Genomic DNA, 22,863 nt, shown 5'->3' on the forward strand with positions numbered 1-22,863 from the left:
ATGCGACCGCTGATCCCATTGGTACTGTTGCCCTTGCCGCTGGCGGCCCAGGGCCCTGAGATCGACTGGCAGGGGTGGGCCATGTCGTCCCTGCTGGTGATCGCCGCCATCCTGGCGCTGGGCTGGCTGCTGCGCAAGACCCGCCTGAATGCCACCCTGGGCGGCAACCGCCGTTTGCGGGTGGTGGCGACCCTGGCCCTGGGCAGCCGCGAACGGGTGGTGGTGGTCCAGGCCGGCGAAGAGCAGTTCCTGCTGGGCGTGACCGCCCAGCAGATCACCCAGCTGGGCCGGCTGGAACAGCCGCTGGTGGTGACGCCGCCTCCGTCGGCGCCGGGAGCCCGCCATGAATAGCCTGCGGCTGCTGTTGCCCCTGCTGCTGCTGGCCGCGCCCGCCCTGGCCCAGGAGGGGATGTCGGCGGTGACGGTGACCACCAATCCGGACGGCAGCCAGGAATACAGCCTGACCCTGCAGGTGCTGGCGCTGATGACGGCCCTGTCCTTCCTGCCCGCCATCGTCATCATGATGACCTCCTTCACCCGCATCATAGTGGTGCTGTCCATACTGCGGCAGGCCCTGGGGTTGCAGCAGAGCCCGTCCAACCAGGTGCTGATCGGCATCAGCCTGTTCCTGTCCTTCTTTATCATGGCGCCGGTGCTGGATCGGGTGAACGGCGAGGCCCTGCAGCCCTACCTGGCGGAGGACATCGGCTCGCGGGAGGCGCTGGCCCGGGCGGAGCTGCCGGTGCGCGACTTTATGCTGGCCCAGACCCGGGTCAAGGATCTGGATACCTTCCTGACCATCGCCGGGGTCGAGGTCGACAGCGAAGAGGAAGTGCCGCTGCGGGTGTTGATCCCGGCCTTCGTCACCAGCGAGCTCAAGACCGCCTTCCAGATAGGCTTTATGCTGTTTCTGCCTTTTCTGGTGATCGATCTGGTGGTGGCCAGCATACTGATGGCCATGGGCATGATGATGCTGTCGCCCATGCTGGTGTCGTTGCCCTTCAAGCTGATGCTGTTCGTGCTGGTGGACGGCTGGAACCTGATCATGGGCACCCTGGCCAACAGCTTCGGCCTGGGGGCGGGATAATGAGCCCGGAAACCTTTGTCGACATCTTTCGCAGCGCCCTCTGGCTGGTCACCCTGCTGGTGTCGGCGGTGATCTTGCCGAGCCTGGCCATCGGCCTGGTGGTGTCCGTGTTCCAGGCGGCGACCTCCATCAACGAGCAGACCCTGAGCTTTCTGCCCCGCCTGCTGGTGACCCTGGGGGCGCTGGCGGTGGGGGCCCACTGGGGGCTGGAAATGCTGATGGACTTCTTCTTCGAGCTGGTGCACCAGATCCCCCAGGTGATCGGGTAACCTGGGCTTGAAGCTTGAAGCTTGAAGGGTGAAGGGTGAGGAGTGAGAAGTGGGGGGAAGGGTGAGAGGAGAGAAGGCGGTCATCTCCGCGAAGGCGGAGATCCATGACAGATTGCACTGGACTCCCGCCTTCGCGGGAGTGACAACAGAGTATTTACCGCTTTGGCGTGTACTTTCAGTCGCCGCTACTTCCAGCTTCCGGCTTTAGCCCGAGTTAATCGATGAACTACACCACCGAACAAATACTGCTGTGGCTGGCTTCCTACCTCTGGCCCCTGTGCCGCATCGGCGGCCTGATGATGACCATCATCATGTTCGGTGCCCAGCTGACGCCCGTGCTGGTGCGCCTGCTGCTGGCCCTGGCCATTACCATCGCGGTGGCGCCGGTGCTGCCGCCCATGCCCGATATCGCCCTCTTTTCCGCCGCCGGTTTCCTGGTGACGGCCCAGCAGGTGCTGATAGGCGCCACCCTCGGTCTCTTGTCCCAGTTTCTGGTGCAGACCTTCGTGACCGCCGGCCAGATCATCGCCATGCAGACCAGCCTGGGCTTCGCCTCCATGGTGGATCCCCTGAACGGCCAGTCCGCCCCCGTGGTCGGCCAGTTTTACCTGATGCTGGGTACCCTGCTGTTCCTGGCCCTCGACGGCCACCTGGTGATGATCGAGGCCATCATCCGCAGTTTCGACACCCTGCCGGTCTCCACCGGCGGCCTGTCGGTGGCCAGTTGGCAGAGCCTGGCATCCCTGCTGACCTTGCTGTTCCAGGCGGCGGTGTCCATGGCCCTGGCGGCCATCGTCGCCATGCTGCTGATCAATTTCAGCTTCGGGGTCATGACCCGGGCCGCGCCCCAGCTCAACATCTTCAGCGTGGGCTTTGCGGTCAGCATGGTGTGCGGCCTCTTTATCATGTGGCTGACCCTGGGCGGCTTTCTCAACCATTTCGAAAACCAGTGGCTGCGCCTGCAACTGGTGATGTGCGATACCCTTTACCTGCGCTGCGAGGAGGGCTGAGTGGCGGAGTCCGACGGCCAGGAACGAACGGAGAAGCCCACGGAGCAGCGCCTCAAGCAGGCGCGTGAAAAGGGCCAGATCCCCCGCTCCAAGGAGCTGGGCACGGCGGCGGTGCTGCTGGGGGCGGCGGCCGGCCTGCTGTTGCTGAGCGGCTCTCTGGGGCGGGCCATGTCGCGGGTGTTCGAGCAGAGCTTTCGCATCGAGCGGGCGACCCTGTTCGATCCCGCGGCCATGATGCCGGCCCTGACGGACGCCATCGCCAGCCTGGTCTGGCCCCTGCTGGGCCTGTTCGCCATCGTGCTGGTGGCGGCCCTGCTGGGCAATATCCTGCTGGGCGGCTTCAATTTCAGCACCCAGGCGATGATGCCCAAGTTCAGCCGCATGAGTCCGATGAAGGGCCTGAAGCGGATGTTCGGGGTGCAGGCGGCGGTCGAGCTGCTGAAGTCGGTGGCCAAGGTGGCCTTTATTGCCCTGTTCGCCGCCTGGCTGCTGTGGGGTCAGTTCGAGCACATACTGGGGCTCAGCCACGAGGTGTTGCCGGTGGCCCTGGTCGACGCCCTGGAGCTGTTGCTGTGGATGGGGCTGGTGCTGTGCCTGGCGCTGCTGCCCATCGTCGCCATCGACGTGCCCTTCCAGCTCTGGAACCACAGCCGCCAGCTGAAGATGACCCTGCAGGAGATCAAGGACGAATACAAGAACACCGAGGGCAAACCCGAGGTGAAGGGCCGCATCCGCCGCCTGCAGCAGGAGATGGCCAACCGCCGGATGATGGCGGAGGTACCCAGCGCCGACGTGGTGGTGGTCAACCCCAGCCACTATTCGGTGGCCCTGCGTTACGACAAGGACAGGCCCGGTTCGGCGCCGATGGTGGTGGCCAAGGGACTGGACGAGATCGCCCTCAAGATCCGGGAAATCGCCCGGGAGTACGAGGTGCCGGTGATCTCGTCGCCGGCCCTGGCGCGGGCCATCTATCATTCCACCAAGCTCGACAGGGAAATACCCGAAGGGCTCTTCGTGGCGGTGGCCCAGGTGCTGGCCTATGTGTTCCAGCTCAACGCCTGGCGCAAGGGCCAGGGCCGCCCGCCGGTGCCGCTGAAGGATGATCTGCCGATCCCCGAGGAATACCGGGCTTGAGGCCGGAAGCTTGAAGCTTGAAGCCCGCCGTAGGGTCCACTTCAGTGGACCGTTTCGCCACCGGCGCTGGGGTTCGGTCGAATGAATTCGACCCTACAGTGCGTAGTTTTTGGTGTTGATGGCTTGTTTTTTGCATTTAAAACCGCATCGGTTTTCAGCAGCAATTAACGTACTCATGGAATTCAGGGCAAGGCTTTTACAGGCGGGACAGTGGTCGCGGTGGTTTCACAAGGGCCTGGGGACGCCCCTGCTGGTGCTGGCGGCGCTGGGCATGGTGGTGCTGCCCATTCCGACCCTGCTGCTGGATGTGCTGTTTTCCTTCAACATTTCTTTGGCGCTGGTGATCCTGCTGGTGGCGGTATACACCCAGCGGCCGCTGGATTTCGCCGCTTTTCCGACGGTGCTGCTGGTGGCCACCCTGCTGCGGCTGGCCCTGAACGTGGCCTCGACCCGGGTGGTGCTGCTGGAAGGCCACCAGGGCGGCAACGCGGCCGGCAACGTGATCGAGGCCTTCGGCTCCGTGGTGATCGGCGGCAACTACGCGGTGGGGCTTATCGTCTTCCTGATCCTGATGATCATCAACTTCGTGGTGGTCACCAAGGGCGCCGGGCGCATCTCGGAAGTGAGCGCCCGCTTCACCCTGGACGCCATGCCCGGCAAGCAGATGGCCATCGACGCCGACCTCAACGCGGGTCTGATCAACCAGGACGAGGCCCGTACCCGGCGGGAAGAGGTGACCCGTGAGGCCGACTTCTACGGCTCCATGGACGGTGCCTCCAAGTTCGTCAAGGGCGATGCCATCGCCGGCATCATGATCCTCTTCATCAATATCATCGGCGGTTTCATCATCGGCATGGCCCAGCACGGCCTGCCGTTCGGCGAGGCGGCCCGGGTCTATACCCTGCTCACCATCGGCGACGGCCTGGTGGCGCAGATCCCCTCCCTGCTGTTGTCCATCGCCGCCGCCATCATCGTCACCCGCCAGAACACCCGGGAGGACATGGGCCAGGCCATGCTGGGCCAGCTGTTCGACAACCCCAAGTCCCTGTCCATCGCCGCCGGTATCCTGATCACCATGGGCCTGGTGCCGGGCATGCCCCACTTCGCCTTCCTGCTGCTGGGCGGCCTCTCGGCCCTGGGCGCCTGGTGGCTGCACAAGCGCAACCGCCTGCGCGAGGAGCAGGCGGAAGAGCAGACCCAGCAGTCCCCGGTGGCGAGCCGGAGCCTGGAGCAAAAGGATCTGAGCTGGGACGACGTGGCCCAGGTCGACACCATCGGCCTGGAGGTGGGCTACCGGCTGATAAGCCTGGTGGATCAGGCCCAGGGCGGCGAGCTGCTGAGCCGGATCAAGGGGGTGCGCAGAAAGCTGTCCCAGGAGCTGGGCTTCCTGATCCCGGCGGTGCATATCCGCGACAACCTGGAACTGGGGCCCAACCAGTACCGCATCACCCTGATGGGCGTCAGCTCGGGGGAGGCCGACATCTACCCGGAACGGGAGCTGGCCATCAACCCGGGCCAGGTGTTCGGCACTGTTGCCGGCATCGATACCCGGGATCCGGCCTTCGGCCTGGAGGCGACCTGGATCGCCAAGGACCAGGTGGAATACGCCCAGAGCCTGGGCTACACGGTGGTGGACGCCGCCACCGTGGTGGCCACCCACCTCAGCCAGTTGCTCACCAACCACGCTTCCGTGCTGCTGGGTCATGAAGAGGTGCAGAACCTGATCGATCAGGTCGGCCGCAGCCAGCCCAAGCTGGTGGAGGGGCTGGTGCCCAACACCATCGGCCTGGCGCTGGTGACCAAGGTGCTGCAGAGCCTGCTGCACGAAGGGGTCACCATCCGCGACATGCGCACCATACTGCAGACCCTGACCGAGTACGCGCCCAAGAGCCAGGATCCGGAAGTGCTCACCGCCGCCTGCCGTATCGCCCTGCGCCGTTTCATGGTCCAGGAAATCGCCGGCACCGAGCGGGAACTGCCGGTAATCACCCTGGCTCCGGAGTTGGAACAAATTTTGCAGAACTCCTTGCAGGCAGGCGGCGCCCAGGGCAGCGGTATCGAGCCCGGCCTGGCCGAACGCATGCAGCAGTCCCTTGCCCAGGCGGCCGCCAACCAGGAGCTGGAAGGCCAGCCGGCGATACTGCTGACTTCCGGCATGTTGCGTACCACCCTGGCACGCTTTGTCAAACACACCATTCCCAGCCTGCGGGTGTTGTCCTATCAGGAAGTGCCTGATGACCGTCAAATCCGCATCGTGGCATCCGTTGGCCAGCAGTAGCAGTGGGGAACTGAATGAAGATTAAACGGTTTTTTGCCAAGGACATGCGTACCGCCCTGGCCGAGGTCAAGGACGTGCTCGGGCCCGAGGCGGTGATCATGTCCAACAAGAAGGTCTCCGGCGGCATCGAGATAGTGGCGGCGGTCGATGATGAAGATTTGGCGCCCGTCGGCAACTCGCGCCACCTCAGCGAGGACAACGTCAGAATTTCGTCGCATGCCCGCCAGTTCGCCATGCCCCTGGACGGCAAGGCCCAGGCGGAAAGCCTGCAAGCCCTGTTGATGCGTTCCGGTGCCGCCGACGCCGGCCGGAACAAGGCGGAGCCGGAAGAGCGGCGGGAGCCGGTGCTGGGCCAGGCGTCGACCTTTTGGCAGTCGGCGGCCGAGCCGGCGCCCTCGTCGTCGCGCCGGCGGGAACGGGCGAGGGAGCGGGAAAGCGGCAAGGACAAGGGCCTGAACGAGGTCCGGCAGGAAGTGGCCAGCATCCGCCGCCTGCTGGAGCACCAGTTGTCCGGCCTGATGTGGCAGGAGGTGGAGCGCAGCGAGCCGGTCCGGGCCATGGTGATCCGCCAGTTGCGGGAGCTCGGCTTCAGCGACGGCCTGGCGGATCAGCTGGCATCGCGGGTCATTCCCGGTTCGGCCCCCTACGAAGCCTGGGAGCAGATAGCCCGTTCGCTCACCGAACAACTGACGAGCGGTGAAGACGACATACTGCGCCAGGGCGGTGCCATTTCCCTGCTGGGACCCACCGGGGTCGGCAAGACCACCACCATCGCCAAGCTGGCCGCCCGCTTCGCTGCCCGTTACGGGGCGGATCAGGTGGCGCTGATCACCACGGATCACTATCGCATCGGCGCCCATGAACAGCTGCAGACCTACGGCCGCATCATGGGCGTGGTGGTCAAGCAGGCGCGCACCTACCAGGAGCTGGCCCAGGCCCTCTATCAGCTGCGTCATCGCCGCCTGGTGCTGGTGGATACCGCCGGCATGGGGCAACGGGATCTGCGCCTGAACGAGCAGCTCGACACCCTGGTGGGCGACCGGCAGATCAAGATCCGCAATTACCTGGTGCTGCCGGCCACGGCCCAGCGCCGGGTGCTGCAGGAAACGGTGGCGCACTTCCGGCGTATCCCCCTGGCGGGCTGCATCCTGACCAAGCTCGACGAAAGTCTGTCCCTGGGTGACGTTATCGATATCAGTATTCAGAACAGCCTGCCGATAAGCTATGTAACGGACGGGCAGCGGGTACCGGAGGATCTGCGGCTGGCGGATCCGGCCGAGCTGGTACGCCAGGCGCTGGGCAGCATAGAGCAGCACCGGGAAGAACCCTATTTTTGGGATACCTCCGAGTCCGATCTGGAGGGGGCAGACTTTGATGAATAATTGGTTTCAAGACCAGGCGAGCGGACTGCGGCTTATGCAGAAGACAAATAACAGAATACAGGTGATTGCCGTCACCGGGGGCAAGGGCGGGGTCGGCAAGACCAATATTACCCTCAACCTGGCTTCGGCCATGACGGCGCTCGGCAAGCGGGTAATGGTGCTGGACGGCGATCTGGGGCTGGCCAATGTCGACGTACTGCTGGGCATCCGGGTGACCCGCAACCTGTCCCATGTGCTGCGCGGCGAATGCAGCCTGGACGACATCCTGGTGGAAGGCCCCCAGGGCATCAAGATAGTGCCGGCCACCTCGGGAAATCAGTCGATGGCCGAACTGTCGCCCCTGGAGCATGTCAGCCTGATCCGGGCCTTCGGCGAGATGTCCACCCCCCTGGATGTGCTGCTGGTGGATACCGCCGCCGGTATTTCCGACATGGTGCTGAGTTTTGCCCGCGCCGCCCAGGAGGTGCTTATGGTGGTGTGCGACGAGCCCACCTCGATCACCGATGCCTATGCCCTGATCAAGATATTGTCCCGGGATCACGGGGTGTCCCGCTTCAAGATAGTGGCCAACATGGTGCGCAGCCAGCGGGAAGGGCAGGAGCTGTTCGCCAAGCTGACCCGGGTGACCGACCGCTTCCTGGAGGCCAACCTGGAGCTGGTGGCCTCCGTGCCCTTCGACGGCAACCTGCGCCTGGCGGTGCGGCGGCAGGCGCTGGTGGTCAACCAGTATCCCCAGTCGCCCGCTTCGCTGGCGCTTAAATCCCTGGCGGCCAAGGCCCTGAGCTGGCCCTTGCCACAGCAGGCCGAAGGGCATCTGCAGTTTTTTATCGAGAAGTTGTTGAACCATCCGACACTGGAGCAGGATGTCTGGAGTAAATAAAGCCCTGGCCTATACCAGGCAGCAGGGATCCCATCAACTGGTGGAGCGCCATGCCGGCCTGGTGCGCCGCATCGCCCAGCACCTGCTGGCAAGACTGCCGGACAGCGTGCTGCTGGACGATCTGGTGCAATCGGGCATGGTGGGGTTGCTGGAGGCGGCGCGTAACTTCGACGGGTCCAAGGGCGCCAGTTTCGAAACCTTCGCCGGTATCCGCATCCGGGGGGCCATGCTCGACGAGATCCGCCGGGGCGACTGGGTGCCCCGCTCGGTACACAGGAACGGCCGCCAGATCGCCGAGGCCATGGCCGCGGTGCAGCGGCGGGAAGGGCGTCATGCCCAGGATCGGGAAGTGGCGGCGGAACTGGGGGTCAGCCTGGAGCAGTACCATGCCATGCTGGCGGACGTCAGCAACGGCCGGATCCTCGAGATCGAAGAGTTCGAGTCGGGTATCGACGCCCAGGCCGATATCTCCCAGCATCCGGCCGGCCCCTTCGAGGGCATGGCCCGGGAGCGCTTTCTGCGGGTACTGGCCGACAGCATCAAGACCCTGCCGGAGCGGGAAGCCCTGGTGCTGTCCCTCTACTACGACGAGGAACTCAACCTCAAGGAGATCGGCCAGGTGCTGGAAGTGAGCGAATCCCGGGTCAGCCAGATCCACAGCCAGGCGATGCTGCGGCTGAAATCCCGGCTGCGGGATTGGCAAAATTGAGTGGGGGCAATAGGTTATTGTCCGGTTAATGGGTTATCCTGCTCAAGTTTCGGCACTCGGGGCCGACATATAACAGAATACTTGTCATGTTCAGCGGCTGTTGGTTCGGCTGATAGGAGGAAATGCTTGGACAAGAACATGAAAATCCTCATCGTGGACGATTTTTCCACCATGCGCAGGATCATTAAAAACCTACTCAGGGATCTCGGCTTCAACAACACCCACGAAGCCGACGATGGCACCACGGCGCTGCCCATGCTGAAGAACGGCGAGTTCGACTTCGTGGTCACCGACTGGAACATGCCCGGCATGCAGGGCATCGACCTGCTGCGCGCCATCCGCGCCGACGACAAGCTCAAGCACCTGCCGGTGCTGATGGTGACCGCCGAAGCCAAGCGCGAGCAGATCATCGCCGCCGCCCAGGCCGGCGTGAACGGCTATGTGGTAAAGCCCTTTACCGCCGCCACCCTCAAGGAAAAACTCGAGAAGGTCTTCGAGCGCATCGGATAAAAGGCACCCCCTATGGCAGAACAGAAAGGAATGATAAGCCTGGAGCAGGCCCGGGAGCTGGTCGCTTTGCTCGAGCGTGGCGATCAGGACGGAGCCGACCGCTATCTCGCCGACGTTTGCATGCCCCAGGCCAAGGAGTTGCTGGAGCAGGTCGGGCATCTGACCCGGCAGCTGCACGACGCCCTGCAGGAGTTCCGTAACGATCCCCGTCTGCCGGAGCTGACGGAAAGCGAGATCCCCGATGCCAAGGAGCGCCTGAACTACGTCATCGACATGACCGACAAGGCCGCCAACCGCACCATGGACGCGGTGGAGGCCAGCCTGCCGATCGCCGACCGGCTCAACGACCGCATCCAGCAGGTGATGCCTGGCTGGCGCGAGCTGATGAGCCGCCAGCTGGAGCTGAACCGCTTCAAGGAGCTGTGTTTCCAGCTCGACGATTTTCTCCACAGCTCGGAACAGGATGCGGACAAGCTGCGCCAGCTGCTGACCGAAATCCTGATGGCCCAGGACTTCCAGGACCTGACCGGCCAGATGATCCGCAAGGTGATCAACCTGGTGCACGAGGTGGAGGCCAAGCTGGTCGAGATACTGTCGGTGTTCGGCCGTCTGCCCGGCATGAGCGAGATAAAGACCGCGCCGCAGAGCGCCCCGGCCTCGGCCATCGCGGCCGAAGGTCCGATCATCAACAAAGAGCAGCGTAACGACGTGGTCTCCGATCAGGACGAGGTCGACGATCTTCTGTCCAGTCTGGGATTCTAAGGAGAGAGCATGGGCTTTGAGGTAGACGAGGATATTCTGCAGGATTTTCTGGTGGAGGCATCGGAGATCCTGGAGCAGCTGTCGGAACAGCTGGTCACGCTGGAGCGGCAGCCGGACGACAAGGATTTGCTTAACGCGATTTTCCGCGGCTTTCATACCGTCAAGGGCGGCGCCGGCTTTTTGTCGCTGACCGCCCTGGTGGAAACCTGCCACAAGGCCGAAAACGTCTTCGATATTCTTCGCACCGGCCAGCGCCGGGTCACCGCCGAGCTGATGGACGTGATACTGCGCGCCCTGGACACCGTCAACGGCATGTTTGCCGAGATCCAGAGCCGGTGCGAGCCGACCCCGGCCGATCCCGACCTGCTCAAAGAGCTGGGGCGTTACTGCCAGCCCGCCGGCGAGGAAGAACCGGTGGTGGCGATTCCCGCGGCCGTCACGGCGGCCGTGCCGACCGAGCCCGCCGCCGTAACCAGCATCGCCGACCTGAGCGAGACCGAGTACCGGCAGATGCTGGATGAGCTGGCGCCGGATCCGGCCGCCGACAGCCAGGGCGACGACATCACCGACGACGAGTTCGAGGCCCTGCTGGATCAGCTGCACGGGGCCGGCAAGCACGGCGGTGTGCCCCAGCAGGCAGAAGCGCCGGTGGCGGCCGCCACCGCGCCGGCCACCCAGGCCGGCGCCGACGAGCTGATCGACGACAGCGAATTCGAAGCCCTGCTGGATCAGTTGCATGGCGCGGGCAAGGGGCCCACGGCCGTCTCCCCGGCCGCGCCGGCCCTTTCCGCGCCGGTCGCCGACAAGACGCCGGCACCGGTCGCCGACAAGGTGATGGAGCGAGCCCCGGCCGACAAGCCGGCCGCCAAGGCCGCGCCGGCGCCGGCGAACGCCCAGCCTGACACCACGGTGCGGGTGGACACCAGGACCCTCGACAACATCATGAACATGGTGGGCGAGCTGGTGCTGGTGCGCAACCGCCTGCTCAGCCTGCAGTCGGGCCACGAAAACGAGGAGATCACCAAGGCGGTGACCAACCTGGACGCGGTGACCGGCGATCTGCAGGGGGCGGTGATGAAGACCCGGATGCAGCCGATCAAGAAGGTGTTCGGCCGCTTTCCCCGGGTGGTGCGCGATCTGGCCCGCAGCCTGAAAAAGGAAATCAACCTGGAGATGGTCGGCGAAGAGACCGATCTCGACAAGAACCTGGTCGAGGCCCTGGCCGATCCCCTGGTGCACCTGGTGCGCAATTCCTGCGATCACGGCATCGAGCTGCCGGAGCTGCGCGAAGCCGCCGGCAAGCCGCGGGTGGGCACCATCCGTCTGACCGCCTCCCAGGAGGGGGATCATATCCTGCTTGGCATCGAGGATGACGGTGCCGGCATGGATCCGGAAAAGCTCAAGAGCATCGCCATCGAACGGGGCATCCTCGACGCCGACGGCGCCGCCCGCATGAGCGACAACGAGGCCTACAACCTGATCTTCGCGCCCGGCTTTTCCACCAAGAAGGAAATCACCGACGTGTCGGGCCGCGGCGTGGGCATGGACGTGGTCAAGACCGGCATCAGCTCGGTCAACGGCTCCATCCTGATCGACTCCGAGAAGGGCAAGGGCACCCGGCTGCAGATCAAGGTGCCCCTGACCCTGGCGATACTGCCGACCCTGATGGTGCTGGTGGGCAAGCAGACTTTCGCCTTGCCGCTGACCAACGTCAACGAGATTTTCCACCTGGATCTGACCAAGACCAGCACGGTGGACGGCCAGCTCACCATAGTGGTGCGCAACCGGGCCATCCCCCTGTTCTACCTGCAGGACTGGCTGATCCGGGGCGGCGGCCGGGTGCGCAAGGAGCAGGGCCATGTGGTCCTGGTGATGATCGGCAACCAGCAGGTGGGCTTCGTGGTGGACGGCCTGATCGGCCAGGAAGAGGTGGTGATCAAGCCCCTCGACCAGCTGCTGCACGGCACCCCGGGCATGGCCGGGGCCACCATCACCAGCGACGGCGGCATCGCCCTGATCCTGGATATCGCCGGCCTGATCAAGGCCTATGCCCGGCGTTACGCCTGACAACCCATAACAATAAAGGAGCGGGATCCCAGAAATGGCTATTCGGGTACTAGTGGTGGACGATTCGAGCTTCTTCCGCCGGCGGGTGAGCGAGATCCTGAACCAGGATCCCCTGCTCACCGTGGTGGACACGGCGGCCAATGGCCAGGAAGCGGTGGAAAAGGCGAAGTCGCTTCGCCCCGATGTCATCACCATGGACATAGAGATGCCGGTGATGGACGGCATTTCGGCGGTGCGGGCCATCATGCAGCAGAGCCCGACCCCGGTGCTGATGTTTTCCTCCCTCACCCACGAGGGGGCCAGGGCGACCCTGGACGCCCTGGATGCCGGCGCCATGGACTTCCTGCCCAAGCGTTTCGAGGACATTGCCCGCAGCAAGGAAGAGGCGGTCCTGCTGCTGCAACAGCGGGTCAAGGCCATCGCCCGGCGGCGCACTTTCGCCAGCCCACGACCGCTGGCCACGCCGCTGCGGGAGCGACCGGCGCCGAGCGCCCTGCTGGCCGAACGGAGTACCCCGACACCGGCGGTGACGGAAAGGCGTACGCCGCCCCGGCGCAGCGGCAAGGGCTACCAACTGCTGGCCATCGGTACCTCCACCGGCGGCCCGGTGGCGCTGCAGAGGGTGCTGACCCGGCTGCCGGCCAGTTTTCCCCATCCCATCGTGCTGATCCAGCATATGCCCGGCACCTTTACCACCGCCTTTGCCGCCCGGCTCGACGGCCTGTGCCAGATCCGGGTGAAGGAAGCGGAAGACGGCGACCAGCTGCGCCCGGGGCACGCCTACCTGGCGCCCGGCGGCAAGCAGATGCTGTTTGAGGGGCGGCCGGGGGCCGCGCGCCTGCGCATCATGGAGGGCAACGACAAGGTCAACTACAAGCCCTGCGTCGACATTACCTTCGCCTCCGCCGCCAAGACCTATGGCGGCAACGTGCTGGCGGTGGTGCTGACCGGCATGGGTGCGGACGGGCGCGAGGGGGCCCGCCTGCTGAAGGAGCAGGGCGCCACTATCTGGGCCCAGGACGAGGAAAGCTGCGTGGTTTACGGCATGCCCCAGGCGGTGGCCAAGGCGGGGATTGCCAGTGAATCGCTGCCGCTGTCCCTTATCGGCGAGGCCATCGTCGGCGAGATGGGAGCCTGACATGGCCCTGGTCGGCCTGCTGCTGGCGCTGCTGTGCATCACCCTGGCCCAGCTCTGGCATGGGGGCAGCCTGTGGGGGCTGCTCGACGTGCCGGCGCTGCTGATCGTGCTCGGCGGTACCCTGGGCGCGGTGCTGCTGCAGACCCCCTGGCCCCAGTGCAGGGCGGCCTTCCGGGCCTCGGCCATGCTGTTCCGTAACCCGCACTGGCCCTTCCAGGAGCAGGCGTCCCGCCTGTTGCGCTGGTCCAACGAGGCGCGCCAGGCCGGCTTTCTGGCCCTGGAGCCGAGGCTGGCCAACGGCGAGCTGGACGCCTTTACCCGCCAGGGACTGCAGTGGCTGGTGGACGGCACCGAGCCGGCTGCCCTGGAGCAACTGCTGGACAACGAGCTGGATCGGCTGGAAGAACAGAAGGAACTGGAGGCCAGGGTGTTCGAGGCCATGGGCGGCTACAGCCCGACCATCGGCATCGTCGGCGCCGTGCTGGGGCTTATCCAGGCCATGAGCCACCTGGACGATCCCAACCGGCTGGGTGCCGGCATCGCCGTGGCCTTTGTCGCCACCCTCTACGGGGTGGGCTTCGCCAACCTGTTGCTGCTGCCCCTGGCCAATCGGCTGCGGGCCCAGTACCGGCTGGAGCTGCGCTACCGGGAGCTGACCGCCATCGGCCTGCTGGCCATCGCCCGGGGCGAGGGCAGCCTGGCGGTGAGCCGCCAGCTCGGCCAGTACCAGGGGATGCGGCAATGAGGCGGCGCTCGCTCATCCGGCGGCCGCACAGCGCCGGCCTGGATCGCTGGCTGGTGTCCTACGCCGACTACATGACCCTGGTGTTCGCCCTGTTCGTGGTGCTCTACGCCATCCACGCCAGCCGCAGCGAGGTGCAGCAGCCCCTGCTCGACGGCATGCAGCAGGCACTGGTGCGGCTCGGCGGCCAACAGGTCGGGGCGGGGATGATCCGGGCCGACTCCGACGAGCCGGCGGCGCTTTCGCCGGCCGGGGCGTCCGCGGCGCCATCGCCGAACCTGGCGGCGGAGCCAGCCGGCGGCCCCCTGGCCTCCGCCGAGCCGCCCTCGACCCTGGATCCGCTGGAACGGCAACTGCACCGGCAGCTGGCGCCCCTGCTGGAGCGGCAACTGGTCGAACTCGAGCAGGAGGGGGACTGGCTGACCCTGCGCTTTGCGGGCGATCTGCTGTTTTCCGGCGGCAGCGCCCTGCTCGGGCCTCACAGCGAGGCGGTGCTGGGCGCCCTGTTGCCGGTACTGGCCGAGGACAACCGTTATCTCCGGGTGCGCGGCTACGCGGACAGCGTCCCGGTCAGCAACGAACTCTACGCCTCCAACTGGCAGCTGTCCGCCGAGCGGGCGAGGGCGGTGCTGGAATGGCTGCTGCGGGCGGACATCGCCGCGCCCCGGCTGGCCCTGGAGGCATTCGGCGAATTTCGGCCCCTTGGCCAGGGGCGAGGCGAGCGGGCCCTCAACCGGCGGGTGGAGATCGCCATCTCCACCGAGCAGTGGCAGCCGCCCGCGCCCTTGCCGTCCCGTCCCCTGACGTCGGCGCCGGAGCGCCGGCTCAGGGTCTTCGAGCTGCCCGGTGGCGGCATCAGAATCAGCACAGCACAGGACTAGCCAGTGATTGTTTGGACGGTAGCAAATCAGAAAGGCGGTGTCGGCAAGACCACGACGGTGGTGGCCCTGGCCGGCCTGCTGGCGCAACTCAACAAGCGGGTGCTGTTGATCGACACCGATCCCCACGGCTCCCTGACCGCCTATCTCGACCATGACAGCGACGCGCTGTCCCACACCCTGTTCGACCTGTTCCGGGCGGAGCGCCCCGGCCGCGAGGAGTTGCACCAGGTGGCGCTGCAGACCCGGTTTGAGGGCCTCACCCTGTTGCCGGCCTCCATTTCCCTGGCGACCCTGGAGCGGACCTCCAGCAGCCGGGAAGGCATGGGGCTGGTGCTCAAGCGGCTGCTGGCGGAAGTGAAGGACGACTTCGACGTGGCCATTATCGACTGTCCGCCGGTGCTGGGGGTGATGATGGTCAACGCCCTGGCCGCCTGCGATCGCATCCTGGTGCCGGTGCAGACCGAATTCCTGGCGCTCAAGGGGCTGGAGCGCATGGTCAGCACCTTCCAGCTGATGCACAAGGCCCGGAAGGACGGTTTTCCCTATACGGTGGTACCCACCATGTACGATCAGCGCACCCGGGCCTCGGTACAGAGCCTGGACAGCCTGAAGCAGCGTTACGGCAGCAACGTCTGGCCCTCGGTGATCCCGGTGGACACCAAGTTCCGCGATGCCAGCCTGCGCCATGAGCCTCCTTCCTATTTCGCCAGGGGCTGCCGGGGCGTTTACGCCTACCAGACCCTGTTGCGCTACCTGTGGCGCCTCGACGGCGTGGATCAGCCGCTATGAATCAACGACAGTTTGACGCCCTTGACGACTACTTCGATGCCCTGCTGGAGGAAGGCGCCCCCCGGCGGCAACCCGAGGCGGTGCCCGAGGTGCCGGCACCGGCCTTCGCCGATCCGGCGGAAGAGGAGCGCCGCCAGGCCCTGGAAACCCTGCTGGCCCGGGTGGCCGAGCTGAAGGAGGAGGAAAGTTCCCCCTTGCCGGTCCCCCCGCCCGACGCAACGCTCGCCGAGCCCGAGCCCGAGCCCGAGCCCGAGCCCGAGCCCGAGCCCGAGCCCGAGCCCGAGCCGGTCGTTGTCTGCGACCCGCCCGAACTCGCCGAGCCGGCACCGTTGCTGCCGGCCCAAGCCGGGCCCGCCGAGCCGGCATGGCGCAATATGGATACCGAAAACAGCTTCCAGGCCCTGTTCTTCGAGGTGGCGGGCATGACCTTCGCGGTGCCCCTGACCCACCTGGGCGGCATCTACCAGATGTCCCGGCTTACCAGCCTGTTCGGCAAGCCGGACTGGTTTGCCGGGGTGCTCACCGAGCGCCAGCGCCAGCTCTATGTGGTGGACACCGCCCGCTGGGCCATGCCCGGCCACCGGGCGGAAGAGGAATACCAGTACCTGGTGACCCTGGGCGAGAGCAACTGGGGGCTGGGGTGCCATCAGTTGAAGGGCACCGCCCTGCTGCACCGGGATCAGGTCAAATGGCGCGCCGTGCCGGGCACCCGGCCCTGGCTGGCGGGCATGGTAAAAGAAAAAATGTGTGCCCTGCTGCATGTGGACGCCTTGATCGGGCTGCTGGAGCAGGGTAAGAATATCGACGGTCAACAAGTCTGAGCAGACATAAGGGAAGCCTATGAGCAGTCATCGCAATGTAGCGGAAAATCTGGCAGAGGGTGAAGTATTACAGTGGGTCACCTTCCGCCTGGATAACGAGACCTACGGCATCAACGTGATGCAGGTACAGGAAGTGCTGCGCTACAGCGACATCGCTCCCGTGCCGGGGGCGCCGGACTATGTGCTGGGGATCGTCAACCTGCGCGGCAACGTGGTGACGGTGCTGGACACCCGGCTGCGCTTCGGCCTGGAGCCGGCCGAGGTGACCGACAATACCCGTATCGTCATCATCGAGGCGGAGAAGCAGGTGATCGGCATCCTGGTCGACAGCGTGGCCGAGGTGGTTTACCTCAAGTCTTCCGAAATTGAAAGCGCGCCCAATGTGGGCACCAATGAGAGTGCCAAGTTTATCCAGGGCGTCTGCAACCGGGAGAACGAACTGCTGATCCTGGTGGATCTGGACAAGCTGTTGTCCGACGACGAGTGGGACGAGCTGGGCCAGCTCTGATGTGGTGGGAACCGGCCTTAATCCTGGCCATGGTTGCGCTGATGCTGGCCATGGTCGCCCTGCTGGTGGCCTGGATGATGTGGCGGCTGTGCCAGCGCAAGCTCGATGCCATGAGCCGGCTGATGCGCGAGCTGACCCGCACCCGGGACAGCTACCGCAAGCAGCTGGAAGAGCTGCAGGCGGCCAATATCGGCATGGGCAACAAGGTGACCGAGCTGGGCCGGCAACTGGGCCAGCTGCATGAGCAGCAGCAGGAGCTGGCGCTCAAGGATCCCCAGGGCAAGCTCTACAGCCGGGCGGCGCGCATGGTGCAGCTGGGGGCCGACGTGGAGGAGATCATGGCCGAGTGCGAGATGCCCAGGGCCGAAGCCGAACTGCTGCTCTCCCTGCATCGCAAGCAAAAGTAGCCTGCAGTAGCTTGAAGCAAAAAGCTTGAAGCCGGAAGAAGAGGAGAGTGGATTCGCTTCCAGCCATCTCTTGTTCCAGCGCAATAAATCCACCGATTTTGGTCTTAACCCGAGCGAAACTAGGGCCATGATGGGCGCCATGTGCTAGACTGGCGCCCATTTTTAACGGCCAGAATACGGTTCCATGCTTGAAGCCCGCGCTTTAACCTGTGTCCGCGAAGAACGCACCCTGTTCAGCGAACTGTCGTTGACGGTTTCCCCCGGCGATCTGGTGCAGGTGGCCGGCCCCAACGGCGTCGGCAAGACCAGCCTGCTGCGGCTGCTGGCCGGCCTGTCCCGTCCCTACGGCGGGGAGGTGTGCTGGTCCGGCGAGAACATCGAGCAGTGCCGCGACAGCTACCACCAGGATCTGTTCTACCTCGGTCATCAGGCCGGCATCAAGCACGAACTGACCGCCTTCGAAAACCTGGCCTTTTTCCGCCGCATGCATCACGCGGGCAGCCAGGCCAACCTGTGGGAAGTGCTGGCCCGGGTCGGGCTGGCGGGGCTCGAGGATCAATACGCCGGCCAGCTGTCGGCCGGGCAGAAGCGGCGGGTAGCCCTGGCCCGGCTGTGGCTGGGCGGTCCCCGCCTGTGGATACTGGACGAGCCCTTCACCGCCATCGACAAGCACGGGGTCAAGGTGCTGGAGCGACGGCTGCTGGAACACACCGACGCCGGCGGCATGGTGCTGATCACCACCCACCAGGATCTGTCCCTGAGCGCCGACCGGGTGCGTACCCTGCAGCTGACCCCCTTTCAGGAGAGCGACGCATGAGAACCCTGTTTACCGGCGTGGTCCGGCGCGAACTGGTCTCGGCCCTGCGGCGCCGGGCCGATATCCTCAACCCGCTGTGGTTTTTCCTGATCGTCATCACCCTCTTTCCGCTGGGCATCGGTCCCGAGCCGGCCCTGCTGGCGCGCATCGCCCCGGGCATTGTCTGGGTGGCGGCGCTGCTGTCGTCGCTGCTGGCGCTGGAGCGGCTGTTCCGGGACGATTTTATTGACGGAACCCTGGAACAATTAATGCTAATGCCCTGTCCCTTAGGGGTGCTGGCCCTGGCCAAGGTGCTGGCCCACTGGCTGCTGACCGGGCTGCCGCTGCTGCTGCTGTCGCCGTTGGTGGCGGTGTTGCTGAGCCTGGACATGGCCGGTTTCTGGGGCATGTTCTGGACCCTGTTGCTGGGTACCCCCATCCTGAGCCTGCTCGGGGCCATCGGGGTGGCGCTGACCGTCGGCATCGGCAAGGGCGGCGTGCTGCTGAGCCTGCTGACCCTGCCGCTGTACATACCGGTGCTGATCTTCGCCACCTCGGCGATAGAGGCGGCCACCCTGGGCATTCCCTACAACGGTCAGCTGGCGATACTGGGTGCCATGCTGGCGGGCAGTGTCACCCTGGCGCCCTTCGCCATCGCGGCGGCGCTGCGGGTCAGCGTCAACTAGTTGGCGCCAGCGGTTTTTTGAGCGGCGGATTTAAGGTATCTTGAATCCGTGTGAACAATAGGTAATACAAAAAAAGGTTTGTGAGCAAGATGTGGAAATGGTTGCACCCTTATGCCAAGCCTGAAGAGGCTTACCGGCTGGCCGGGCTCTGGCTGCCCTGGTTCGTCGTGTTCAGCGTGGTTTCGTTCGCCGTCGGCCTGGCCTGGGGCCTGGCCTTTGCCCCCGCCGATTATCAGCAGGGCGATGCCTTCCGCATCATCTATATCCACGTGCCGTCCGCCATCATGTCCATGGGCGCCTATTCCTCCATGGCGGTGGCCGCCTTTATCGGCCTGGTGTGGCAGATCAAGACCGCCGACATGGCGGTGGCGGCCATCGCCCCGGTGGGGGCGGTGTTCACCTTTATCGCGCTCTTTACCGGCGCGGCCTGGGGCAAGCCCATGTGGGGCACCTGGTGGGTGTGGGATGCCCGCCTGACTTCCGAGCTGATCCTGCTGTTCCTGTACCTGGGCGTCATCGCCCTGTACAACGCCATTTCAGACAAGGTACTGGCCGGCCGGGCCGCCGGCATACTGGCGCTGGTGGGGGTGATCAACCTGCCCATCATCCACTATTCGGTGGAGTGGTGGAACACCCTGCACCAGGGCGCCACCATCACCAAGTTCGCCAAGCCGTCCATTTCCAACGACATGCTCTGGCCGCTGCTGATCATGATTTTCGCCTTTATCTGCTTCCTCGGCGCGCTCACCCTGATGCGGCTGCGCAACGAGCTGATCCGGCGGGAATCCCACCGACCCTGGGTTTTGACGATGGCGGAGGAACAGGATGAAATTTGATAGCTGGTCCGCATTCTGGGCCATGGGCGGCTACGGCTTTTACGTCTGGCTGTCCTTTGCCGTTACCCTGCTGGCCCTGCTCGGGCTGGTGGCGGCGACCATAACAACGAAGAAACGCTTGCTGCGCGAGGTCAAACAGAAACAAGCCAGGGCCGCCCGTCGCAAGGCCGCCCAGAAGTTGGAGAACACCTTATGAACCCAAGACGTAAGAAGCGGATGACCCTGCTGGTGGCCGTGGTGGCCGGGCTGTCGGTGATGATAGGGCTGGTGCTCTACGCGCTGCAGCAGAACATCGACCTCTTCTATACCCCGACCGAACTGGTGCAGGGCAAGGGCAAGGACAACCTCAAGCCGGAGGTGGGCCAGCGCCTGCGCATCGGCGGCCTGGTGGTACCGGGCTCGGTGAGCCGGGATCAGCAGAGCCTGAAGGTGAGTTTCGATCTGATCGACGCGGGCGGTGAAAAGGTGACGGTGCTGTTCGACGGCATACTGCCGGACCTGTTCCGGGAAGGGCAGGGCATCGTGGCCCAGGGCCACCTGGAGAACGCCCGCACCGTCAGCGCCTTCGAGGTGCTGGCCAAGCACGACGAGGAATACATGCCGGCAGAGGTGGCGGAAGCGCTCAAAGGGATGGAGCACTTCAAGCCGGAGTACACCGAGGAACAGCTGAAAGGGAGCCGTTCATGATCCCTGAGATAGGCCAATTCACCCTGATCCTGGCCCTGGCGGCGACCGTCATCCTCAGTATCTATCCGATGCTGGGCGCGGCCCGCGGCAACGTCAGCATGATGCTGCTGGCCCGGCCCCTGGCCTACGCCCAGTTCGGCTTTTTGCTGGTGTCCTTCCTCTGCCTGACCTGGGCCTTTATCGAACACGACTTCACCGTGCTCTACGTGGCCTCCAACTCCAACAGCCTGCTGCCGCTGGAGTACCGGATTTCGGCGGTGTGGGGCGCCCATGAGGGCTCGCTGCTGCTGTGGGTGCTGATCCTGGCGGGCTGGACCGCGGCGGTGGCCCGCTTCAGCCGCGCCCTGCCGCTGGAGGCGGTGGCCCGGGTGCTGAGCGTGATGGGCATGGTCGGCATCGGCTTTTTGCTGTTCGTGCTGCTCACCTCCAACCCCTTCGAGCGAACCCTGCCGTACTTCCCGGTCGACGGCCGGGATCTCAACCCGCTGCTGCAGGATCCGGGGCTGATTTTCCATCCGCCCATGCTGTACATGGGCTATGTGGGCTTCTCCGTGGCCTTCGCCTTCGCCATCGCCTCGCTGATGACCGGCAAGCTGGACGCGGCCTGGGCCCGCTGGTCCCGGCCCTGGACCATGGCCGCCTGGATCTTCCTGACCCTCGGCATCGCGCTCGGCTCCTGGTGGGCTTACTACGAACTCGGCTGGGGCGGCTGGTGGTTCTGGGATCCGGTGGAAAATGCCTCCTTCATGCCCTGGCTGGCGGGCACCGCCCTGATCCACTCCCTGGCGGTGACCGAGAAGCGGGCCACCTTCAAGGCCTGGACGGTGCTGCTGGCGATATTGGCCTTCTCCCTCAGCCTGCTCGGTACCTTCCTGGTCCGCTCCGGCGTGCTGGTGTCGGTGCATGCCTTCGCCTCGGATCCGACCCGCGGGCTCTTTATCCTGGTGTTCCTGATGCTGGTGGTGGGCTCTTCGCTGCTGCTGTACGCCATCAAGGGCGCCGAGGTGCGCAGCCACGGCAAGCACGAACTGGCCAGCCGGGAGACCATGCTGCTCGGCAACAATATCGTGCTGATGGCAGGGCTGGTGGTGGTGCTGATCGGTACCCTGCTTCCCCTGGTGCACAAGGAGCTGGGCCTGGGCAGCATTTCCATCGGCGCGCCCTTCTTCAACAGCCTCTACGCCTGGCTGATCATCCCCTTCGCCCTGTTGCTGGGCGCCGGTCCCCTGTTCCGCTGGCGCCGCCAGCAGATGAAGGAAGTCAACGGCAAGCTGCTGTTCGCCCTGGCGGTGAGCGTTGTGCTGGGCCTCGGCCTGCCCTGGTGGTTCGCCGAAAACTTCGAGATCTGGGCGGCGGTGGGCATCGGCCTCGGGGTCTTTATCGTCGTCACCAGCCTGCAGGAAACCTGGATCCGCGCCACCCACAAGCACAGTTTTGGCGTGGGGGTACGCAAGCTCGGCAACAGCCACTGGGCCATGATCCTCGGCCATGTCGGCCTGGCGGTGTCCATCATCGGCATTGCCTGCACCCAGATCTACAGCATCGAGCGGGACGTACGCATGAGCAAGGGTGACAGCGTGACCTTTGCCGGTTACACCTTCACCTTCGAGGGCACCCGCCGGGCCGACGGCCCCAACTACGAGGGCTTCAAGGGGGTGATCGGCGTGGCCAAGAACGGCCGGCCGCTGACTGAACTGCGCGCCGAGAAGCGGATGTACGTGGTGCAGCGCATGCCCATGACCGAGGCGGCCATCAACGCCGGCTTTACCCGGGATCTCTATGCCGCCCTGGGCGAAGAGCTGAACGACGGCGCCTGGGCGGTGCGGCTCTACTACAAGCCTTTCGTGCGCTGGATCTGGTTCGGCGCCGTGCTGATGTCGATCGGCGGCGCCATCGCCATTGCCGACCGCCGTTATCGTTTCGGGCGCAAACAAGCCGGGGAGGCTGCATGAACCGCCGCATTCTGATCCTGTCCATTCCGCTGCTGCTGTTCCTGGGCGCCAGCGTCTTCCTGTACAAGGGGCTGTTCTCCGATCCCACCAAACTGGAATCGGTACTGATCGATCAGCCGATCCCGGAGTTCACCCTGCAGGATCTGCACGATCTCGACAAGGAGCACAGCAAGGACATCTTCACCGGCCGGCCCATGCTGCTCAACGTCTGGGCCACCTGGTGCCCCACCTGCTATGCCGAGCACGAATACCTGAACGAGCTGAAGGCGAAGGAAGGTATCCACATCATCGGCATGAACTACAAGGACGAGCGGGACAAGGCCCTGCGCTGGCTGACCAACCTGGGCAATCCCTATGCCATCGACCTCTACGATCCGCGCGGTATGCTGGGCCTGGATCTGGGCGTCTACGGGGCGCCGGAGACCTTCCTCATCGACAGCAAGGGGGTCATCCGCTACCGCCATGTGGGGGACGTGAACGAACAGGTATGGACCCAGACCCTCAGGCCCATTTTCGAGCAGATGGAGTAAGC

26 protein-coding genes are annotated in these 22,863 nt (G+C 65.0%); all 26 read left to right on the forward strand.

Features of this window, described 5'->3' with window-relative positions; translation table 11 throughout:
• The 26 genes from fliO to AN401_RS04670 all read left to right on the forward strand — a co-directional run bounded on the left by fliO (window position 1) and on the right by AN401_RS04670 (window position 22,861).
• Window positions 1-351 carry a flagellar biosynthetic protein FliO gene (gene fliO, locus AN401_RS04545; RefSeq protein ID WP_094039875.1) on the forward strand — a complete coding sequence of 117 codons (351 nt, stop codon included), beginning with the start codon at window positions 1-3 and terminating at the stop codon, window positions 349-351.
• Window positions 344-1,087: a flagellar type III secretion system pore protein FliP gene (gene fliP, locus AN401_RS04550; RefSeq protein WP_094039874.1), complete on the forward strand. Its 744-nt coding sequence runs from the start codon at window positions 344-346 to the stop codon at window positions 1,085-1,087. Before fliO ends, fliP begins: the two co-directional genes overlap by 8 nt.
• Entirely contained in the window at window positions 1,087-1,356 is a 270-nt protein-coding gene (gene fliQ / locus AN401_RS04555) for a flagellar biosynthesis protein FliQ (RefSeq protein ID WP_094039873.1), read from the forward strand. Before fliP ends, fliQ begins: the two co-directional genes overlap by 1 nt.
• Before the next feature lie 221 nt (window positions 1,357-1,577).
• On the forward strand, window positions 1,578-2,366 hold the full coding sequence (fliR, locus tag AN401_RS04560; RefSeq protein ID WP_094039872.1) for a flagellar biosynthetic protein FliR: 789 nt from the start codon (window positions 1,578-1,580) through the stop codon (window positions 2,364-2,366).
• Complete coding sequence (gene flhB / locus AN401_RS04565) at window positions 2,367-3,500, forward strand: flagellar biosynthesis protein FlhB (protein WP_096778653.1); 1,134 nt, start codon at window positions 2,367-2,369, stop codon at window positions 3,498-3,500.
• Between the two features lie 175 nt (window positions 3,501-3,675).
• A complete protein-coding gene (gene flhA / locus AN401_RS04570; RefSeq protein WP_094039870.1) occupies window positions 3,676-5,778 on the forward strand; it encodes a flagellar biosynthesis protein FlhA in 2,103 nt (700 codons plus the stop codon).
• Window positions 5,779-5,792: 14 nt separating this feature from the next.
• The gene (gene flhF / locus AN401_RS04575) at window positions 5,793-7,160 is read left to right on the forward strand and encodes a flagellar biosynthesis protein FlhF (RefSeq protein ID WP_094039869.1); all 1,368 of its coding nucleotides are present in this window, start codon (window positions 5,793-5,795) and stop codon (window positions 7,158-7,160) included.
• Window positions 7,153-8,040, forward strand: a complete 888-nt coding sequence (locus AN401_RS04580; protein WP_094039868.1) for a MinD/ParA family protein — start codon at window positions 7,153-7,155, stop codon at window positions 8,038-8,040. The genes flhF and AN401_RS04580 overlap by 8 nt, the downstream gene beginning before the upstream one ends.
• On the forward strand, window positions 8,024-8,749 hold the full coding sequence (locus AN401_RS04585) for an RNA polymerase sigma factor FliA (protein WP_094039867.1): 726 nt from the start codon (window positions 8,024-8,026) through the stop codon (window positions 8,747-8,749). Before AN401_RS04580 ends, AN401_RS04585 begins: the two co-directional genes overlap by 17 nt.
• A 138-nt stretch (window positions 8,750-8,887) precedes the next feature.
• Window positions 8,888-9,259: a chemotaxis response regulator CheY gene (gene cheY / locus AN401_RS04590; protein WP_438273035.1), complete on the forward strand. Its 372-nt coding sequence runs from the start codon at window positions 8,888-8,890 to the stop codon at window positions 9,257-9,259.
• Between the two features lie 12 nt (window positions 9,260-9,271).
• Window positions 9,272-10,021 carry a protein phosphatase CheZ gene (locus AN401_RS04595; protein ID WP_096778654.1) on the forward strand — a complete coding sequence of 250 codons (750 nt, stop codon included), beginning with the start codon at window positions 9,272-9,274 and terminating at the stop codon, window positions 10,019-10,021.
• Window positions 10,022-10,030: 9 nt separating this feature from the next.
• Window positions 10,031-12,088 carry a chemotaxis protein CheA gene (locus tag AN401_RS04600; RefSeq protein ID WP_096778655.1) on the forward strand — a complete coding sequence of 686 codons (2,058 nt, stop codon included), beginning with the start codon at window positions 10,031-10,033 and terminating at the stop codon, window positions 12,086-12,088.
• Window positions 12,089-12,122: 34 nt separating this feature from the next.
• A complete protein-coding gene (locus AN401_RS04605; RefSeq protein ID WP_096778656.1) occupies window positions 12,123-13,226 on the forward strand; it encodes a protein-glutamate methylesterase/protein-glutamine glutaminase in 1,104 nt (367 codons plus the stop codon).
• A gap of 1 nt (window position 13,227) precedes the next feature.
• Window positions 13,228-13,971 carry a flagellar motor protein gene (locus AN401_RS04610; RefSeq protein ID WP_094039862.1) on the forward strand — a complete coding sequence of 248 codons (744 nt, stop codon included), beginning with the start codon at window positions 13,228-13,230 and terminating at the stop codon, window positions 13,969-13,971.
• Window positions 13,968-14,849, forward strand: a complete 882-nt coding sequence (locus AN401_RS04615) for a flagellar motor protein MotB (protein ID WP_096778657.1) — start codon at window positions 13,968-13,970, stop codon at window positions 14,847-14,849. The genes AN401_RS04610 and AN401_RS04615 overlap by 4 nt, the downstream gene beginning before the upstream one ends.
• A 3-nt stretch (window positions 14,850-14,852) precedes the next feature.
• A complete protein-coding gene (locus AN401_RS04620) occupies window positions 14,853-15,638 on the forward strand; it encodes a ParA family protein (protein WP_096778658.1) in 786 nt (261 codons plus the stop codon).
• On the forward strand, window positions 15,635-16,459 hold the full coding sequence (locus AN401_RS04625) for a chemotaxis protein CheW (protein ID WP_096778659.1): 825 nt from the start codon (window positions 15,635-15,637) through the stop codon (window positions 16,457-16,459). Before AN401_RS04620 ends, AN401_RS04625 begins: the two co-directional genes overlap by 4 nt.
• Window positions 16,460-16,478: 19 nt before the next feature.
• On the forward strand, window positions 16,479-16,967 hold the full coding sequence (locus AN401_RS04630; RefSeq protein WP_094039858.1) for a chemotaxis protein CheW: 489 nt from the start codon (window positions 16,479-16,481) through the stop codon (window positions 16,965-16,967).
• Entirely contained in the window at window positions 16,967-17,374 is a 408-nt protein-coding gene (locus tag AN401_RS04635; protein ID WP_094039857.1) for a DUF2802 domain-containing protein, read from the forward strand. The genes AN401_RS04630 and AN401_RS04635 overlap by 1 nt, the downstream gene beginning before the upstream one ends.
• 184 nt (window positions 17,375-17,558) lie before the next feature.
• Window positions 17,559-18,191 carry a cytochrome c biogenesis heme-transporting ATPase CcmA gene (gene ccmA, locus AN401_RS04640; protein WP_096778660.1) on the forward strand — a complete coding sequence of 211 codons (633 nt, stop codon included), beginning with the start codon at window positions 17,559-17,561 and terminating at the stop codon, window positions 18,189-18,191.
• A complete protein-coding gene (ccmB, locus tag AN401_RS04645) occupies window positions 18,188-18,856 on the forward strand; it encodes a heme exporter protein CcmB (protein WP_094039855.1) in 669 nt (222 codons plus the stop codon). Before ccmA ends, ccmB begins: the two co-directional genes overlap by 4 nt.
• A gap of 89 nt (window positions 18,857-18,945) precedes the next feature.
• Window positions 18,946-19,692 (forward strand): heme ABC transporter permease, encoded by a 747-nt coding sequence (locus AN401_RS04650; protein WP_094039854.1) that lies wholly within the window; start codon window positions 18,946-18,948, stop codon window positions 19,690-19,692.
• Window positions 19,682-19,888, forward strand: a complete 207-nt coding sequence (ccmD, locus tag AN401_RS04655; RefSeq protein ID WP_094039853.1) for a heme exporter protein CcmD — start codon at window positions 19,682-19,684, stop codon at window positions 19,886-19,888. The genes AN401_RS04650 and ccmD overlap by 11 nt, the downstream gene beginning before the upstream one ends.
• A complete protein-coding gene (gene ccmE / locus AN401_RS04660; protein ID WP_094039852.1) occupies window positions 19,885-20,379 on the forward strand; it encodes a cytochrome c maturation protein CcmE in 495 nt (164 codons plus the stop codon). The genes ccmD and ccmE overlap by 4 nt, the downstream gene beginning before the upstream one ends.
• Entirely contained in the window at window positions 20,376-22,331 is a 1,956-nt protein-coding gene (locus AN401_RS04665; protein WP_094039851.1) for a heme lyase CcmF/NrfE family subunit, read from the forward strand. The genes ccmE and AN401_RS04665 overlap by 4 nt, the downstream gene beginning before the upstream one ends.
• Window positions 22,328-22,861, forward strand: a complete 534-nt coding sequence (locus tag AN401_RS04670) for a DsbE family thiol:disulfide interchange protein (protein ID WP_094039850.1) — start codon at window positions 22,328-22,330, stop codon at window positions 22,859-22,861. The genes AN401_RS04665 and AN401_RS04670 overlap by 4 nt, the downstream gene beginning before the upstream one ends.
• Window positions 22,862-22,863: the final 2 nt, after the last annotated feature.

The organism is Zobellella denitrificans (assembly GCF_002407485.1).
Lineage (GTDB): Bacteria > Pseudomonadota > Gammaproteobacteria > Enterobacterales > Aeromonadaceae > Oceanimonas > Oceanimonas denitrificans.

What these genes read in the sequence shown, in the direction of transcription:
- fliO (WP_094039875.1), top strand. Translation starts at nt 1, where the DNA reads ATGCGACCGCTGATCCCATTGGTACTGTTGCCCTTGCCGCTGGCGGCC.
- fliP (WP_094039874.1), top strand. Translation starts at nt 344, where the DNA reads ATGAATAGCCTGCGGCTGCTGTTGCCCCTGCTGCTGCTGGCCGCGCCC.
- fliQ (WP_094039873.1), top strand. Translation starts at nt 1,087, where the DNA reads ATGAGCCCGGAAACCTTTGTCGACATCTTTCGCAGCGCCCTCTGGCTG.
- fliR (WP_094039872.1), top strand. Translation starts at nt 1,578, where the DNA reads ATGAACTACACCACCGAACAAATACTGCTGTGGCTGGCTTCCTACCTC.
- flhA (WP_094039870.1), top strand. Translation starts at nt 3,676, where the DNA reads ATGGAATTCAGGGCAAGGCTTTTACAGGCGGGACAGTGGTCGCGGTGG.
- flhF (WP_094039869.1), top strand. Translation starts at nt 5,793, where the DNA reads ATGAAGATTAAACGGTTTTTTGCCAAGGACATGCGTACCGCCCTGGCC.
- AN401_RS04580 (WP_094039868.1), top strand. Translation starts at nt 7,153, where the DNA reads ATGAATAATTGGTTTCAAGACCAGGCGAGCGGACTGCGGCTTATGCAG.
- AN401_RS04585 (WP_094039867.1), top strand. Translation starts at nt 8,024, where the DNA reads ATGTCTGGAGTAAATAAAGCCCTGGCCTATACCAGGCAGCAGGGATCC.
- cheY (WP_438273035.1), top strand. Translation starts at nt 8,888, where the DNA reads ATGAAAATCCTCATCGTGGACGATTTTTCCACCATGCGCAGGATCATT.
- AN401_RS04595 (WP_096778654.1), top strand. Translation starts at nt 9,272, where the DNA reads ATGGCAGAACAGAAAGGAATGATAAGCCTGGAGCAGGCCCGGGAGCTG.
- AN401_RS04600 (WP_096778655.1), top strand. Translation starts at nt 10,031, where the DNA reads ATGGGCTTTGAGGTAGACGAGGATATTCTGCAGGATTTTCTGGTGGAG.
- AN401_RS04605 (WP_096778656.1), top strand. Translation starts at nt 12,123, where the DNA reads ATGGCTATTCGGGTACTAGTGGTGGACGATTCGAGCTTCTTCCGCCGG.
- AN401_RS04610 (WP_094039862.1), top strand. Translation starts at nt 13,228, where the DNA reads ATGGCCCTGGTCGGCCTGCTGCTGGCGCTGCTGTGCATCACCCTGGCC.
- AN401_RS04615 (WP_096778657.1), top strand. Translation starts at nt 13,968, where the DNA reads ATGAGGCGGCGCTCGCTCATCCGGCGGCCGCACAGCGCCGGCCTGGAT.
- AN401_RS04625 (WP_096778659.1), top strand. Translation starts at nt 15,635, where the DNA reads ATGAATCAACGACAGTTTGACGCCCTTGACGACTACTTCGATGCCCTG.
- AN401_RS04630 (WP_094039858.1), top strand. Translation starts at nt 16,479, where the DNA reads ATGAGCAGTCATCGCAATGTAGCGGAAAATCTGGCAGAGGGTGAAGTA.
- AN401_RS04635 (WP_094039857.1), top strand. Translation starts at nt 16,967, where the DNA reads ATGTGGTGGGAACCGGCCTTAATCCTGGCCATGGTTGCGCTGATGCTG.
- ccmA (WP_096778660.1), top strand. Translation starts at nt 17,559, where the DNA reads ATGCTTGAAGCCCGCGCTTTAACCTGTGTCCGCGAAGAACGCACCCTG.
- ccmB (WP_094039855.1), top strand. Translation starts at nt 18,188, where the DNA reads ATGAGAACCCTGTTTACCGGCGTGGTCCGGCGCGAACTGGTCTCGGCC.
- AN401_RS04650 (WP_094039854.1), top strand. Translation starts at nt 18,946, where the DNA reads ATGTGGAAATGGTTGCACCCTTATGCCAAGCCTGAAGAGGCTTACCGG.
- ccmD (WP_094039853.1), top strand. Translation starts at nt 19,682, where the DNA reads ATGAAATTTGATAGCTGGTCCGCATTCTGGGCCATGGGCGGCTACGGC.
- ccmE (WP_094039852.1), top strand. Translation starts at nt 19,885, where the DNA reads ATGAACCCAAGACGTAAGAAGCGGATGACCCTGCTGGTGGCCGTGGTG.
- AN401_RS04665 (WP_094039851.1), top strand. Translation starts at nt 20,376, where the DNA reads ATGATCCCTGAGATAGGCCAATTCACCCTGATCCTGGCCCTGGCGGCG.
- AN401_RS04670 (WP_094039850.1), top strand. Translation starts at nt 22,328, where the DNA reads ATGAACCGCCGCATTCTGATCCTGTCCATTCCGCTGCTGCTGTTCCTG.